This is a genomic window from Micromonospora sp. NPDC048887 (assembly GCF_040649715.1).
Taxonomy (GTDB): Bacteria; Actinomycetota; Actinomycetes; order Mycobacteriales; family Micromonosporaceae; genus Micromonospora.
Genome location: NZ_JBEZGA010000012.1, coordinates 189266 through 204163, shown reverse-complemented (window position 1 = coordinate 204163; position 14898 = coordinate 189266). Strand labels below are relative to the sequence as shown.

Sequence of the window (14898 nt, the reverse complement as noted above, 5' to 3'; positions counted from 1 at the left end):
TTGTAGGGCACCACTGTGAAGTCCTTCAGCGACACCCAGCCCGACCGGGGCTGCGCCAACGCACCTGTGGACGACCACCGGTACGACGACGGCAGGTTGCACGTGCCACCCGGAGGCGGCGTCGTCGGAGGCGGCGTGGTGGGGTTGCCGCCGCCACCGTCCACCCGGACGAGCTGCCACTGCTGGTTGGCGCCGTTCCAGTCGTCGTACTGGACGATGTTCCCGCCGTCGGCGGTCGAGGCGCCCTGCACCTCCACCACCTTGTTGCTGTTGCGGTTGATCAGCCGGACGTAGCCGCTGTCGGAGTCGGCCAGCCGGAACTGCTGGTTGGTCCCGTTCAGATCGGACCACTGCACGATGTTTCCACCGTTGGCGGTGGAGAAGTTGTAGACGTCGAGCACCTTGCCGGACAGCCGCGACTTCAGCCGGTAGTAGCCGCCGCCGGAGTCGACGAACTGCCACTGCTGCTGGTTGCCGTTGTTGCGGGACCACTGCACGATCCGCGCGCCGTCGTTCGTGGCCAGGTTGTAGACGTCGAGCGCCTTGCCGCTGTTGCGGTTCACGAGGACGTACCAGGCGTTCGTGTCGACGCTCGCGGCGGCGGCGGGCGCGGAAACGGCCGCCACGGCGGCGGCACCGACGAGTACCGCTGTCGCGCCAGTGGCGACGACTCGCGGCAACCATCCGCGCCGTCGCGGCGGCGACATCGTCGATGGGGACCTACCGAAAGCAAACATGTTCCTCCTTCAGGTCACACATGTTGTGAGCGCTAACAATGCGTCTTGGCGCGCTTACCCCACAGCCGGCCCGCCCCGCAGCCGTCCGCGCCCGCCCGGTGAGCCATCGACGCCGCCACCCGGTCCATCGACTGTGAGCGATAACACGTCGTTCGTCAAGTCGTAACATTCGATGGACGGGCCCCTCGCTCCTATGGTCGACGGGTGGACGACACGCAGGTACGGCACGCGTACGGGGCGGTGGCGAGCCTCTACATCGACCTGTTCGGCACCACCGCGCAGGTGCATCCGGACGACCTCGCCCTCATCGAGCGTCACCTGGCTGATCCACCTACCGCCGGCGGATCTCGACCGCGTGCTGGCGGAGTTCCGCCGCGCGATGGTGCCGGGTGGGCCGCTCGTGGTCGGCATCTTCGTCGGTGACGAGGTGGGCGCCTTCGACCACAAGGTCGCCACCGCGTACCGCTGGCCCGTGGACGAGCTCTCCGCGCGGCTGCGACGAGCCGGGTTCGCGGAGGTCGAGCGCCTGCTGCGCCTCGACGACGCCGCCCACCGCCCGCACGCCGCCGTCGCGGCCGTCGCCTCCCACCCCTGAGCGAAATCGGCGCGAAGGAATACCGGCAGCTGTGCCAAGATCGACGTTCGGAGCACGACGGCCGGAAGGACCCCATGCCCGCGTACGCCATCGCCCATCTCCAGGACGCCGCCCCGCATCCGGACATCGCCGAGTACATCGAACGCCTCCCGGCCACCCTCGCCCCCTACGGCGGCCGTTTCCTCGTGCACGCCACGCCGCACGAGGTGAAGGAGGGCACCTGGCCCGGAGCCGTCGTGATGCTCGGATTCCCGGGGAACGCCGAGGCGCGGGCCTGGTGGGACTCGCCCGCCTACCAGGAGATCGCACCGCTGCGCTCGCGGCACATCGAGGGCGACGTCATCCTGGTCGAGGGCGTCCCCGACGACTACACCCCGACCGGCATGGTGCAGGCGCTGCGGGCGGCGGCCTCCTGAGCCGGCCCGGCCGGCGCGCCCGCGACCTGGGGATCGTCGTCGGGGCGCAACCCACCGGACGCCTCAACGCGATCACCGACGTCCCCGGTGTGCTGGTCGGGCACACCACCGTCGACGACGGCGCCGACCTGCACACCGGCGTCACCGCGATCGTGCCGAGCGGGCTCGGCCCCGACCGGTGGACGCTGCCCGCTGCGGTGTACGCCGGCAACGGCCACGGGAAGCTCGTCGGCTCGACCCAGGTGGACGAGCTCGGCGTGCTCGAATCTCCGGTCGTGCTGACCGCCACGCTGTCGGTGTTCCGGGCGGCGGACGCGCTGCTCGGGCATCTCATGGAGCGTCGGCCGGACGGGCTGTCGTTCAACCCCCTGGTCGGTGAGACGAACGACGGGCACCTGTCGGACATCCGCCGCCGCCCGATCACCGGGGCGCACGTCTTGGCCGCGGTCGCCGGGGCGACCGGTGGGCTCCCCGCCGAGGGCTGCGTCGGTGCCGGCACCGGCACCACAGCCCTGGGCTACAAGGCGGGCATCGGCACCTCGTCCCGCACGGTCGGGACCGCCGGTCACACCCGGACGGTCGGCGCGCTGGTCCAGTCCAACTTCGGCGGCGTCCTCACCGCGCTCGGCGTGCCACTACCCGTCGACGAGCTGGTGCCGGCCGCCGACCGGACCGAACCGCCGGGCAACTCGTGCATGATCGTGGTGGCGACCGACGTGCCACTGGACGCGCGGCAGTTGCGGCGGCTCGCCCGCCGTGCGGTGTTCGCCATGGCCCGGGTCGGTGCGTCGTTCAGCAACACCAGCGGCGACTACGCGATCGCGTTCACCACGTCGGACCAGGCGCCGATCCCGGACGCCGCGATCGACCCGGTGTTCGCCGCGGTGCTGGACGCGGTGGAGGAGGCGCTGCTCAACTCGCTCTTCACGGCAGTCACCACCACCGGCGTGGGGGGTCGCACCAGCCATGCGGTTCCGCACCGGGCCGCCGTCGAGCGGCTGGCGGCAGCCGGTCGGCTCACGATCCGGCCGTACACCTGATCCACAGTAGATGGATGGTCGTGACCGACGGACGACATTCGTGTTGACAGCGGTGATCGATGCGGCTGGAGTGATGCGCCATGGACGACACCGCCGAATCCCGGCTCGACAGTGAGCAGACCGCGCCCGGAAACCAGGACGACGACAAGACGAGCCGTACCGCATTGGCGCTCGTGAACACCGTCAACAGGGTGGTGCGCAACGGCATCGGCCCGGTGACCGGCTCGGCGACCTGGGCCGAATCCCGGCTGCGGACCGTGCAGGGCGACAGATACGACAGCGCCCTGCTCGGCAAGCGCGGCGGCACCCCCGCCGAGGACGTCGACAAGGTGATCAGCCGGCTCATCAAGGAGTCGGTGATGGCAGCCGGGTCGGCCGGCTTCGTGACCGGACTGGGCGGCTTCGTGACCCTGCCGATCACGCTGCCGGCGAACGTCGCGGGAGCGCTCATCATCAACGTCCGCCTGGCGGGAGCGATCGCCTACCTGCGAGGCTACGACCTCGACGACCCGCACACGCAGGCGATGATCCCGCTCGTCGCGGTGGGCTCGAACATCCAGTCGACACTCAGCACGCTCGGCGCCCAGATCGGCGTCAAGCTGACCGAGCAGGCGATCAGGAAGGTCTCCATCGACCTGATCCGCAAGATCAACCAGAAGCTCGGGTTCATGCTGCTCGCCAAGTACGGCACGAAGCGGGCGCTCATCACGCTGGCGAAGGCCGTACCGCTCGTCGGCGGGGTCGTCGGCGGCGGCATCGACGCGACGCTCACCGCCGCGGTCGGCCGCTCCGCCGACAAGCTCTTCGCTCCGCTCACCGCCTGAGCCCACCCGGCGTCCCGCTCCCGGACCCCTCGCCGTCGGCCGTTCGGCGAGAGGGCGCCCCCGATCAGCTTCGGCATCGACGCCCATCCTGCGGCTGGGACCTGCCGTCTCGTCGCTTATCGCGCCGGTAACGGCCAGTCTGTCGGTTCGGTGACACTCCGGATCGGACTGATCGCTCCACACTGCCCGCTGTGACCGAACTCCCTCCCCAGAATCCGTGGCCCGGGCAGGGCTCGCCGCCCTATCGGCCCGGTATGCCGTTCGCGCCGTCCCGGCCGTCGTGGTGGCGCCGTCAGCCGGCGGCGATCAAGGTGCTCCTCATCAGCGGTGCCGCCGTCCTCACCTGCTGCGGCGGGCTGCTCGGCATCGGCATCGCCGCCGGTCCCGCCACCGAGCCGAGCAAGTCGCCGGAGAAGGCCGTCGCACAGGAGGTGCCGACGGTCGCGGCACCCGCCACCACGACCACCGCGCCCACGCCCGAGGCCGCCACCGCCTCGCCGGAGCCGTCGCCCTCGCCCACCACTGCCGCGCCGACGACCGCGAAGCCCGCGTCGAAGCCGAAGCCGCGCAAGACCACGGCACCCGCCGTCTACTACAAGAACTGCGATGCCGTACGCGCAGCGGGCAAGGCGCCGCTGCGACGCGGCCAGCCCGGGTACCGGACCGGGCTGGATCGTGACCTCGACGGCGAGGCGTGTGAGCCGGATGGCGGCAACGGCGACTCCGGCGGTGGCAGCACGGGCGGCGGCAGTACCGGCGGTGGCGGCAACGATCCGCGTTTCGGCACCTGCAAGGAGGCGAACGCCAACGGGTACGGCCCGTACACGCAGGGCAGGGATCCGGAGTACTACTGGTACATCGACCGGGACAACGACGGCACGGTCTGCGAGTGACACGCAACGCGGGGGCGGGCCGGGCGGTGCCGTCCCGGTGGTCACGTCAGCTCGGCGTCGTACGCCCGCCGGGCGCGCTCGATCCGGGCCATGTGGGCGTCGGCCCATTCGAGGAGTGCGTCGATCGGCGCGCGCAGCGTCTTGCCCAGCGGGGTGATCCGGTACTCGACAGCGACCGGGCGGGTCGCCACGACGTGGCGTTCGACGATGCCGTTGCGTTCGAGGCGTCGCAGGGTCGCCGTCAGCGATTTCTGGGTCACCGCCGGGATGGCGCGGCGCAGCTCGTTGAACCGGCACGGGCGCTCGCACAGCTCGTTCAGGACGCTCAGCGACCACTTGTCCAGCACCTGGTCGAGCAGCTCGCGGTGCGGCGCGTCGATGCGCAGCTCGTCGGCGCGAGCGCCTGCGGTATCGCCCATGAAACCAGGTCTCCTTGAAGTGTCCTCCGTCAACTAGGTATCAATGGTAAACCTCAGTTGCCCAGTGGAGGAGCACCGATGCCCGTCACCCGTCTCAGCCCTGCCGGTCTTCAGCCGAACACGCCGTACCACCACGTGGCAGTCGCCACCGGATCCCGCCACATTCACGTCAGCGGCCAGGTCGCCCGGCTGGGCGACGGCACACCCGTCGCACCGGGGGATCTGGCCGGGCAGGTCGCGCAGGTGCTGCGCAACACGGGCCGCGCGCTCGCCGGCGCCGACGCGTCGTTCCAGGACGTCGTCCGGTTGACCTTCTACGTCACCGAGTGGGCGCCCGAGAAGATCGGGCCGTTCATGGCCGGGATCGAGGCGGTCGCCGAGGAGCTCGGGTTGCCTCAGCCGCTTCCGCCGGCGTCGCTGACCGGCGTCGAGTCTCTCTTCGAGCCCGACGTGCTGGTGGAACTGGAGGCGACGGCGATCGCACAGTGAGCATCTTCCTGCTCGACGCGCAGCGTCCGCCCCGACCTGGGCTCATCCTCCTGCAGCTGCCTGAGCCGGCGCAGCCGCAGGGCCAGTCCGGCCGTGATCTCGTCCGGGTGGGCCCCGTCCGCGATCCGGTCCGTTACCGCCTGCCGAAGTTCCCGGACCAACAGATCTCGTATGTCCTCGGACATGTCGACCCCGATCAGCGGCCGCTGTAGGCCAGCGCCGCCCACAGGGCCGGCCGGGTCAGGTCGGTCGCGGTGACGGTGTTCAGGTGGGCACCGGGCAGATACGGCGGCACGATCCGATCGGGGTCCAGCATCCACCGTTGCACCACGCCGACCGCCTCGGCCGGTGGCCGCCGATTGTCGACCAGCTCCAGATGGACCAGGAAGAGCGCGAGCGCGGCGAACGACGCCGGCACGGCCCAACGCCAGCCGATCAACCCGGTGAACCCGGCGTCGAGCAGCGCCGGCACGAGGTCCGGCGCGGCCGGAGCGGAGAGGACGACCAGGCCACGGGCACCGCTGACCGACGCCAGGTCGAAGACTTCTCCGCCGGCCAGTTGCAGGGCCGTCCCGTCCAGTCCGCACGCGAGATGCAGGAGGGAGGCTCCGGCCAGGTGCTTGCATACGTCTTCCGGCCCACCCACCGCGTCGACCGGCTCCAGCGCGCGGCCCAGGCAGACCGACTGCGGGTAGAACAGCCGGCGCAGAATCATGACCTCGGCCATCGCGTCGTCTCGGTCGCCGCGCGGGTTGACCACGAACACCGGCTCCTCCGTGAGCGGCGGAACGGAGCGCGCGGCCAACCGGACGACGTGCGTGCCGGACGGGACGTCGGTGATGCGGACCTGCTGGCCCAGCCGACGGCCGTCAGCGGTGCACACCGCGCCCAGGCCCACCCGGCTCAGTCCGCGCGTCGCGGCCACCAGTATGCGCCCGGCGGTCCACCGGCCGAGGATCGCCGGCCAACCGGGATCGTCCGAGACGAGCGGATCGGTGACCGGAAGGTTCGCGAGCACGTCGAGCCGACCGGTCGCCGGGTCGAGGCAGAGCACCCCGGCGGTCAGCCCGGCATCGTCGGTCGAGTGCACATAGAGCAGGGCAGCCGCGCCGATCTCGCGGACCGCGGCGGCGACCTCGGCCGGAGTGGGCACCGTCACGATCGGTGTCTCGGCCGGCACGACTCCGACGAGGACCGCCAGCACGTCGTGGGTCAGCGAGTCGGCCCCGGCCCGCTTCGGCGCGACCGCGGCGATCTCCAGCGCGGTGAACGCCTCCGCCCCCCGGCCCTCCGCGAGCATCCACCCGGCGAAGCGGGTCGCGTCGGCGGGGTCGACGTCCGGGCCGTCCAGCGCGTTGCGGCCGGCGTCCCGGCACCGTTCGGTGTCGCCGACGGCACCCCGCCGGCGGTACGCCTCGGCCAGTCGCCACCAGGTTCGGGTGCGCAGGCCGCCCTCGTCGAGCAGCCGCACGACGCCGGCCAGCCGGGTGATCGCGTGGTCGGGATCGTCCCCCAGGCGCAGGCGAGCCGCGCCGAGAACGGCCCGGGCCGATGGCGACGACCGGTCCGCGGCGGCGTCGAGAGCCGTCCGAAGATCGGCTGGATCGTGGCGAAGCAGCGCGTCGAGAACCGCTGTGAGACCGCCGCCGCTGCCCGCGCCGCCCGCGGCCGGGGAGCAGTTGTGCACCGCGGCGGCGAGCCGGGCGTGTGCGGCGGCCGTATCGAGCGGACCCCGCCAGGGATGACCGGCCGGCACGTCGGCCACGGCGGCGAGCGGGTCCGGACTGCTCAGGCCGCCGGAGTGCAGCGCGGACACCGTCCGGCACAGTTCGGCAAGCGCGCTCACCACGGGCGGCCGGGATTCGATCCGTTCCGCGTACGCCAGCAGGTCGTCCGCGATATCGGCGATGGCACCCGACAGCGGCCGCGTCTCGTCCAGCAGACCACCTGCCGCTTCCACGAGCGCGACCGCGGCGGGATGGCCGGGTGGTACGCACCTCGTCGCCACCAGAAGGTCTCGCGCGCCGGCCCGGCGGGCGTCGCCGCCGGCGTCCTCGTCGTCCCAGCCGCTGCCGTCGCGCCGCTCCCGAAGGCACAGCCCGACCACCGACAGCAGCCGGTCGAGGCCCAGTTCGACCGGGTCACCACCATCCTGCGCATCCACCGCGTTGGCCGTCGCCCCGACGAAGGCGTCCAGGGCGGCGGGCTCGATCTCGTCCGGACCGGCCAGCAGCATCGCCAGAGCCTGCTCCCAGACCGGCTGATCGCGGTCGAGGGCCAGCGCCGCGAGCTGCTCCCGGGCAGCCCGGCGGGCGGAGGCCGGCTGCGTGCTGGTTGCCGCCGCTGTCGCTGGCGTGGGCCGTCGCGGTGGCACCACCGGGGCGGACTGCCCGTCGCCGCGCATGGCGGTGACCGGATAGTCCAGCGGGTCGGTCAGGTTCGCCCGGTTCCACAGGTCGGTCGGCAGGCCGTTGCGCTGCAGGTCCCGCAGGCGCGACATGGCGTCGATGATTTTGCTCAGGTCGAAGTCGGCGATACTACCGCTGAGCAGCGGGTGGATCGACTCGGCCACGACCAGCATGGCGCGGGTGATGCTGGTGACGTCGGTGCTCAGGACCGGCCCGGCGAGCAGTTCCCGGAACAGTCGCGCCGCCTCCTCGGCATCCTGGGCCGCACCCGACGACCCCCCGCCGAGGAAGCCGCCGCGTGCGGCAGCCGGGCTCATCGCCTCCGTGGCCCGGGCCAGATACAGCTGCCCCAACGTGATGCGAGCCACGACTCCCTGCATCGGTGCCAGGCCGGGGAACCCGGTCGCCTCGGTGAGCACGGCGATGCCGGTGTTCCGGTCCTCCGGCCCGCTGCCGTGCGTACCGTGCCGGGCCGCCAGGAGCATGCCGAGCCGGACGGCCACCTGGCCACGGACCGGGTCGCCGGGGTCGACCAGCCGGTAGGCCTCGGCCCACGCCTCGATCGCGGCGGACAGGAGACCGAGTGCCGCCGGCCGGCCCGGTCCGGCCCGCCAGTATTCAGTGGCCAGCACCTGCCCGAGCTGGGTCAGCTTCGGCAGCCGGGCCGGTCCGGAGATCCGGGACAGCTCCTCCCGGAGCCGCTCGATGGAGTCCTGCATGGCGCTACCGCCCTTCGGTCGGTCACTGTCCCCAGTGGGTGAAGCCGGCCCACGCCACCACCCGCGCCGGGTCGGTGTCCGCGAGCATGCGACGCAACGGGCCCGGCATGGTTCGGGGCGGCTGCCGGTCACCGTCGAGCATCCAGATCTGCGCCCGGCGCAGTGCGTCCCAGACAGCGCGGTGCTCGGTCGTCAGGAAATGGTGGAACATGAACATGAGTAGCGAGGTGTCCTGATCCGGGATGCTCCACTGGGTGGAGAGCACCGAGCGGGCGCCCGCGGCCAGGAACGTCGTGCCCAGGCTGTACGCCTCGTCGTACCCGTGGATCGAGCGGCCGGTGTGGCAGGCGGCAAGCACGACCAGCCCGATCGGATGCCGGTCCGGATCGGCCAGCAGCGTGATCAGCTCGTCCGCGGTGAGGTCCCCACCCGCCAGCAGCAGGCGCGACGACGTCGAGGCACGAGCCGTCTCGATCACCCCGTGCGAGGCGAGGTGGAGCATCGTGCCGGCCTGGGTGGCGTCGGCGAGCAGCCAGGAGCGTACGTCGGCGGGCGTACCCGCACCGGAGGGGCTCACCCTTCCGTTCGGCCACCGCCCGACGTAGGTGGCCGCGGGATAGAACGACTGATGGATCCCGTACGCCTCGAGCCGCGCCGACCGCAGGTCGGCCGCACGCCGGCCGGTGTCCGGGTCGGCCAGCACCATGCCGCCCGAGGTCAACCGGACCGGCTCGGCCGCGGCCGTGTCACAGAACATCCGGGCGGACGCGGCCTGGGAGAGCGCGACCCGCTCCACCAGGTAGGTGCCGCCCGGGTCGCGCGCCGCCTGCCACGGCACCCGGGCCAGGTCGCCCATCGGGATGAGCACGAGACGTGGCACGCGATCGGCGCTGAGGAACGGTTCGACCAGCGGCCCCATCGCGGCCTTCCACGCCCAGCCGCACAGCGCGTCGACGCGGTCCGCGAACTCGGCCGGATCGTCCGTCCCGACCTCGCGCGTCGTGTGGTCCGGGGAGCGACCGGCCACGGCCGTCAGGTACCGCTCGACATCGGTACCTTCGCCGACGGTGAGGTTCGGCAGGGCCAAGAACCACGGTTCGCCAGCGGCCGGGGCGATCACCGCCCAGCCCGGCGTCGGCGGGTCGGTTGGTACGAGATAGGCCAGCGCGTCCACGCCGAGCCGACGTAGGGCGTCCCGGATCTCGTCGAGGCCGGGCGGGTCGAGCAGCCCGGTGTCGCGTGCGAGGACCTGCAGGACATCCTCCCGGAGCAGGGGGTCGGGGGTGTCGGTCGCCCGCCACCGGGCGGCCAGTTCCGGGTGACCGGCGGCGGTGAGCCGAGTGGCCGGATCGCGCAGCTCGGTCGCGGCGAACAGCATCAGGGCGCGTCCGCCGTCCAGCGCCCGGAGCGCGTCCTCGGGCTGCTGCTCCACCAGGCAATGGCTGGCGGTCACGATCGCCTCGGTGGCCGCCTGCCCGGCCACGGCGCGCGCCGTGGCCGGGTCGGGTTCCAGCAGCACCCGCCAGGCGTAGCCACGCAGCCCTTCGAGCATGGCGAGCCGGGCGGGCGACGCCTCGCCCAACCGGTTCCGCAACTGACCGAGCATGCCGGTGACGTACGACCAGTACTGATTGCCCGGACCACCGGCCAGATCCCGTGCCCGCTCCAGCACGGTGACCGCCTCATTCACGTCGGACAGCAAGCCGGTGACCGTCGAGCGGTGGTACAGGCCCAGCGCCAGCGACGCCAGGTGGAAGACGTGGTCCGGATGGTCCTCCGGGGTGAGGGACACCGCCTCACGCAGATCAGCGATCGCCGCGGCGATCCTGACCTCGTCCCGTTCGTCGCCCATCCGCAGGGCCGTGCCGCCCCGAGCCGCCAGGTGCAAGGCGCGTTCCGCGTCGGAGGACCCGGCGCGCGGCAGCGGCAGCGCGCTCGCCTCACCACGGGTTGCCGCCTGCAGCGCCCGCACCATCGGCATGACCTCGGCCATCGACTCGCGCAGCAAATTGCCCTGCGGCAGCTCGTTCGTCCGGTCCGCCAGGTCGGCCAGCATCGCCACGGCGGCCGAGGTGTCCCCGCCCTGCTGCGTCTGCAACGCGTCCAGGTAGCCCGGAAGCAGTCCCATCAGTTGGTCGCCCTCCGGGTGACCCGCGACCATCGCGCCCAGCTCCGTCACCGAGGCACGGAGCCGGCTCCCGTCACCGATCGAGTACCCGGCGGCCAGTTCCAGGCCCTTGCGGGCGACCTCTGCCAGCGCCTCGACCTGCGGGTCACCACGGTGCTCGGCGATCACCGCATCGATCTCGGCGATGGCCGCGCGAGGGTCGGTCATGGTCCGGTAAGCGGCGGCCTCCAGCAGCCGCAGAACCCGGTTGATCCCGCGCATCCGTCGGGCGACGTTCGTCTCGTCCGGCCGGCTCATCGATGTCCGCCTCCCTGCGTTCGCCTCCTACGGTTCTGACGGACGATCGCGCCGGCCGAGCAGCTCGACGACGGTCGCGACGATGTCGTCCAGCCGCTTCCGGTCGCTGATGAGGGCGGCCACCCGATCCGGGTCGGCCGGGTCCTCGCCCGGCGGACGGTCCAGGTCGTGCTCGGTGGTCAGCTCACCGAAGACCGTGGTCAGCACGTCCGTGACCACGACGTGCGGGTCCTCGCCGGCCGTCATCCGCCCTTCGATGAGATCGATCGCACGGGCGGCCAACTCCTGCAGCAGCGAGTCGTCCCGCTCGTGCCGGGCCACCAGCACGAGCGGCTCGGGCTCCGGGTGACCGGCTGAGAACGAAACCGGTGCCTGCTTGCGGCCGAGCGGTGCTTCCACAGTCCGCTCGTACCATCCGGGCCGGCGCCGCATCGCGGCCAGGACGACCTCCACCTCGGCGGCGACCGCCGGCTCGCCGCCGTGCTGGTCGCCGGTGAACTGGGCACGCCGCTCGGCCCAGCCGGTCAGCGGCCACAGTGAACCGCCCGCGGTGGCCTCGGTGCCCACCCAGTCGAGGATCAGTCTGGCCAGCTCCACCAGCCACGGATCGTCGCCGAGCGCGGCGACCAGGTGCTTGGGTACACGCGGACGCTGCGGAGCCCCGCGCTCGCCCCGGCGCCGGCGGTAGCCGTCGACGGTGGCGCGCTGCATCCACCGGACCAGCCAGCCTTCCAGGTTCTCGATCGGCACATCGGCGTGGGCGAAGAAGTCGTCCAGGACCGCCTCGACGTCGTGGTGGAACCGTTCGAGGCAGTCCGGGGCGAGCCAGGGCAGGCCCTTGGCGCACAGGTGGCGACGCCTGCGCTCGATCGGCTGGGTGACGCGCAGGAAGACGAGCTGCCAGGCGATCTCGAAGGCGCCGCTGCGGAGAAGCCGGCGCTCCTCGGCTGACGCGTGCCGGAAGTACTGAGCCAGCTGTCCCTGCCGGGCCAGCTCGCGGACCCGGTCCGCGTCGGCGGACTGCTTCTGGGAATCTGCCACGACAACCCCTCCTGCCTCGACCTTCGCCTCGATGGTCGAGGCAGGGGCGAGGCGCGGGGAGGCGCCGGCGGCGAGATACCGGGGATTACGTACGGCGGCCCGCACGATACGTACGGGCCGCCGGGAGACTCAGGACATCTGGCTGGGACGGGGATCCCCGTGCGGGTCGAACACCACGAAGGCCGTGGTGGCGCCGTTGAGGTAGACCGTGACCGGACGCCGCTCCTTGTTGTAGAGGCGAAGCTGGACAGTGGTGCGGTTGACCATCGCGTCCTCGACGGCGTGGGACACGTCCTGCGCGTCCTCGTCCGCGACCGACCACTCGGACTGGCCGATGATGAGCTTCTTGTCCATGCGGTTTGGATCCTTCCGGTGATGTGAACGGGTGGACGGTCAGGTCACCTCGTCGACGGTGAACGTGAACGAGAAGTCCTGCGGATGCCGCTCGTGGCGGCCGATGCCGAACTGTTCCTGGGCGAGCAGCGAGGTGCGGTAGAGCCCGATGCTCGGGCCCACCACGCCGGTGAGTAGCTCGTAGGCCGTGTTGACCAGGACCGCCCCGGCGCCCGCAACGGCGACCGCCATGGCCGCGTGCGGGGCGGTCAGCGCCAGCCCGGCCACCTGGAGACCGGCTTCCTGCACCGCCGGGCTGGTGAGCCGCTGCTCGAGCAGCGCGCTGAGGGCGAGGCTGCCGCTGGTGTCGCGGGAGACCCAGACCGCGATGTCGAGGAAGTCGACCGCCGGGCCGTGATAGATCAGCACGTCGTCGAGCGGGAGCCGCTCGCCGTCCCGTACGTTGCTGAACCGCATCGTCGCCGCCCGGTAGACCGGCTGGCTGCCCGGTCCGCCGGTGAGCACGACCGCGTCCACCCGCACGTCGGCGCTGCCCAGGGCCCGGTTGCGGTGCACGGTCAGCTCGGCGATGCGGACCGCCACCCGGGTCGGCGTCGTGCCGCGCGGCGCCAGCAGCCGGATGGGCTGGGCCGGGCGGTCGTCGACGAGGAAGGTCGCCCGCTCGGTGATCGGTGGAGGGGTCGGGCTGACGACGAAGTCGATCGGCTGAATCGCGTAGCGGACCTGGGACGCGGGCGCGTCACCGATCTCGCGGCTCATCCCGTCCGCGATCTGGGCGAGCAGGTTCTCCAGCCCCGACCGGGCCCGGCCGTCGCGGAGCCCGCGCTGCTGGAGCACGGAGACGTCCACCGGACCGTCACTGATCAGCACCAGGACCGTCTCGGGCCGGGGTACCGCCGGATCGATGCTGGACGGCCAGGTCATCGGCACGCCGGTCAACCGCCGCCGGTCCCCGTCCCAGCCGTGCGTGTAGGACGCACCCGCCGCCAGCCTGATGCCGCCGGGGTCGGACTGGTTCAGAACGGCGATCCGGGAGGAGATGCCGATGTCGATCAGCGACACGTACACCGCGCGGTCGCCCTCGTTGCGCACCCGGAACCAGACGCGTTCATCGGACTGGGCGAACAGCAGGCTCCCGGTGAGCTCGAGCGGCTCCTCCCGCCCGTCGCGCACCCGCCCCCACTCGATACGTACGTCGTGCCGGAGCGACCGGTCCGGGTCGCCGGCCAACCGCCGCAGGGCGCCGGCCTGGGCGATCCGCTGGAGGTTGGTGACGATCGCGGCGATGTCGGCGCGAGTCGCCGGTCGGGGCGCGTGCAGCGGGCCGTAGTCGTCCCGGATGACGAGCCGGCCCTGCTCGTCCGCCACCACCTCGACGGTCGCCCGGACGCCCGGGTCGGCCGGCCGCAGCATGGGCCGGGCGGCCAGCGCCCCGATCAGGTCGGCCGTCGCCGGGTGGCCGGCCGGCAGGCGTACCGGCATGGCGGGCGCGGACGCGCGGACCCGGCGTGCCCGCGCGCCCGGTGGCAAGGGCTGCCCGGCGAGCTCGGGCGGCAGCTCGGCGACCGCCGCGGTGGGCAACAGCCGGGTGACCGAGACCGTGCCGAGGTCCGCGTCGCCGGCACCGATCGCGAACTCGTCGCCTACCTCGACCCCGAGCAGCGGCGCACCGAGAAGCTGGATCCGGGTCGGACCGTCGGCCGTCACCGGCAGCGTGTCCAGCGGATCCAGCTCGGTCACCTCGAACGGCACCCGGCTCGACGGCCCCTCTGCCTCGGGCCGTTGGGTGAAGACGATCGCCTGCACCCGGCGACGCACGGCGTCCATCAGGGTCGACCAGTTGACCCGTAGCCCGTCCGTCTCCCGCAACGCCCGGGTCAGCGCGTCGGTGAGCAGCCCCATCTGGACGCCGTCGGGGTTGGCGTCCTCGAATGCCGCCTCGGTCGGCGCGCACGCGACCACCCGGACCGCCAGGTCGTTGCCGATCAGCGGGCGTCGGTCGATGGCCAGGCCGCCGGCGACGAGGCGGTGGACGTGCCGCTCGACGCGCTCGTACGTCGGCTGCCACTGTCCCGGCTTCGTCCGCAGCAGGGCCCGCACCCGTGGGCCGGACTGACGGGACATGTGGGCGGCGTGACAGCAGTCGAGCACCACGGTGACGTTTGGCGCGCGTTCGGTCAACCGGGCGAGCAGCACGGACAGCTCCGGGTCGGTGATGCCCCGGAAGTCGTCGTCGTCGGAGTCCGAGTAGTCGTCCGGGACGATGAACTGGATGGTTCGTCCGTCCGTCCCCCGGATGCGACCGCCGTGGCCGCTGTAGTAGACGACGTACGCCTCGTCCGGGGTGGCGTCGGCGATGAGCTTCTCGTACGCGTCGAGGATTCCCGCCCGGGTGGCCTGCGGCGTCACCAGCTGCTGGACGGCGAAGCCACGCGCCCTCAGGGTCTGCGCCATCGCCTTGACGTCGTTGCGGACTCCGGTCAGACCGTGGGTCGCCGCACCGATCAGAAGTGCCTTACCCGTCATGCCCATCTCTGA

The 14898-nt window shown here is 72.2% G+C and carries 13 protein-coding genes and 1 pseudogene; 7 read left to right on the top strand and 7 right to left on the bottom strand.

Going from position 1 to position 14898, the window contains the following annotated elements; translation table 11 throughout:
* Positions 1 to 737 (bottom strand): non-reducing end alpha-L-arabinofuranosidase family hydrolase (locus AB0C17_RS20065; RefSeq protein ID WP_357479806.1); only part of this gene is annotated, 737 nt, incomplete at its 3' end.
* Between the two features lie 204 nt (positions 738 to 941).
* Here AB0C17_RS20065 and AB0C17_RS20060 point away from each other — a divergent pair.
* The 5 genes and pseudogenes from AB0C17_RS20060 (at position 942) to AB0C17_RS20040 (ending at position 4505) form a co-directional block, all read left to right on the top strand.
* A pseudogene (locus tag AB0C17_RS20060) lies at positions 942 to 1332 on the top strand (hypothetical protein).
* Positions 1333 to 1406: 74 nt separating this feature from the next.
* On the top strand, positions 1407 to 1748 hold the full coding sequence (locus tag AB0C17_RS20055; RefSeq protein ID WP_357479803.1) for a DUF1330 domain-containing protein: 342 nt from the start codon (positions 1407 to 1409) through the stop codon (positions 1746 to 1748).
* On the top strand, positions 1745 to 2788 hold the full coding sequence (locus tag AB0C17_RS20050; RefSeq protein WP_357479815.1) for a P1 family peptidase: 1044 nt from the start codon (positions 1745 to 1747) through the stop codon (positions 2786 to 2788). The genes AB0C17_RS20055 and AB0C17_RS20050 overlap by 4 nt, the downstream gene beginning before the upstream one ends.
* Before the next feature lie 80 nt (positions 2789 to 2868).
* Complete coding sequence (locus AB0C17_RS20045; protein ID WP_357479800.1) at positions 2869 to 3612, top strand: EcsC family protein; 744 nt, start codon at positions 2869 to 2871, stop codon at positions 3610 to 3612.
* Between the two features lie 254 nt (positions 3613 to 3866).
* Entirely contained in the window at positions 3867 to 4505 is a 639-nt protein-coding gene (locus AB0C17_RS20040; protein WP_357479797.1) for an excalibur calcium-binding domain-containing protein, read from the top strand.
* A 41-nt stretch (positions 4506 to 4546) separates the two neighbouring features.
* Here AB0C17_RS20040 and AB0C17_RS20035 read toward each other — a convergent pair whose 3' ends face one another.
* Entirely contained in the window at positions 4547 to 4924 is a 378-nt protein-coding gene (locus tag AB0C17_RS20035) for a helix-turn-helix domain-containing protein (protein ID WP_357381843.1), read from the bottom strand.
* A gap of 78 nt (positions 4925 to 5002) precedes the next feature.
* On the opposite strand from AB0C17_RS20035, the gene AB0C17_RS20030 reads away from it, so the two are divergent.
* Together AB0C17_RS20030 and AB0C17_RS20025 are read left to right on the top strand one after the other, a co-directional pair.
* Complete coding sequence (locus AB0C17_RS20030; protein ID WP_357479794.1) at positions 5003 to 5413, top strand: Rid family hydrolase; 411 nt, start codon at positions 5003 to 5005, stop codon at positions 5411 to 5413.
* Positions 5410 to 5625, top strand: a complete 216-nt coding sequence (locus AB0C17_RS20025) for a hypothetical protein (RefSeq protein ID WP_357381847.1) — start codon at positions 5410 to 5412, stop codon at positions 5623 to 5625. Before AB0C17_RS20030 ends, AB0C17_RS20025 begins: the two co-directional genes overlap by 4 nt.
* Here the strand turns inward: AB0C17_RS20025 and AB0C17_RS20020 are convergent.
* The 5 genes from AB0C17_RS20020 to AB0C17_RS20000 form a co-directional block, all read right to left on the bottom strand.
* Positions 5610 to 8540: a CHAT domain-containing protein gene (locus tag AB0C17_RS20020; RefSeq protein WP_357479791.1), complete on the bottom strand. Its 2931-nt coding sequence runs from the start codon at positions 8538 to 8540 to the stop codon at positions 5610 to 5612. The genes AB0C17_RS20025 and AB0C17_RS20020 overlap by 16 nt on opposite strands.
* Before the next feature lie 22 nt (positions 8541 to 8562).
* Complete coding sequence (locus AB0C17_RS20015) at positions 8563 to 10965, bottom strand: CHAT domain-containing protein (RefSeq protein WP_357479788.1); 2403 nt, start codon at positions 10963 to 10965, stop codon at positions 8563 to 8565.
* Positions 10966 to 10992: 27 nt separating this feature from the next.
* Entirely contained in the window at positions 10993 to 12006 is a 1014-nt protein-coding gene (locus AB0C17_RS20010) for a hypothetical protein (RefSeq protein WP_357479785.1), read from the bottom strand.
* Positions 12007 to 12135: 129 nt separating this feature from the next.
* Positions 12136 to 12360, bottom strand: coding sequence for a hypothetical protein (locus tag AB0C17_RS20005; RefSeq protein ID WP_357381855.1), 225 nt, complete (start codon positions 12358 to 12360; stop codon positions 12136 to 12138).
* Between the two features lie 39 nt (positions 12361 to 12399).
* Entirely contained in the window at positions 12400 to 14886 is a 2487-nt protein-coding gene (locus AB0C17_RS20000; protein ID WP_357470870.1) for a caspase family protein, read from the bottom strand.
* Positions 14887 to 14898 lie beyond the last annotated feature (12 nt).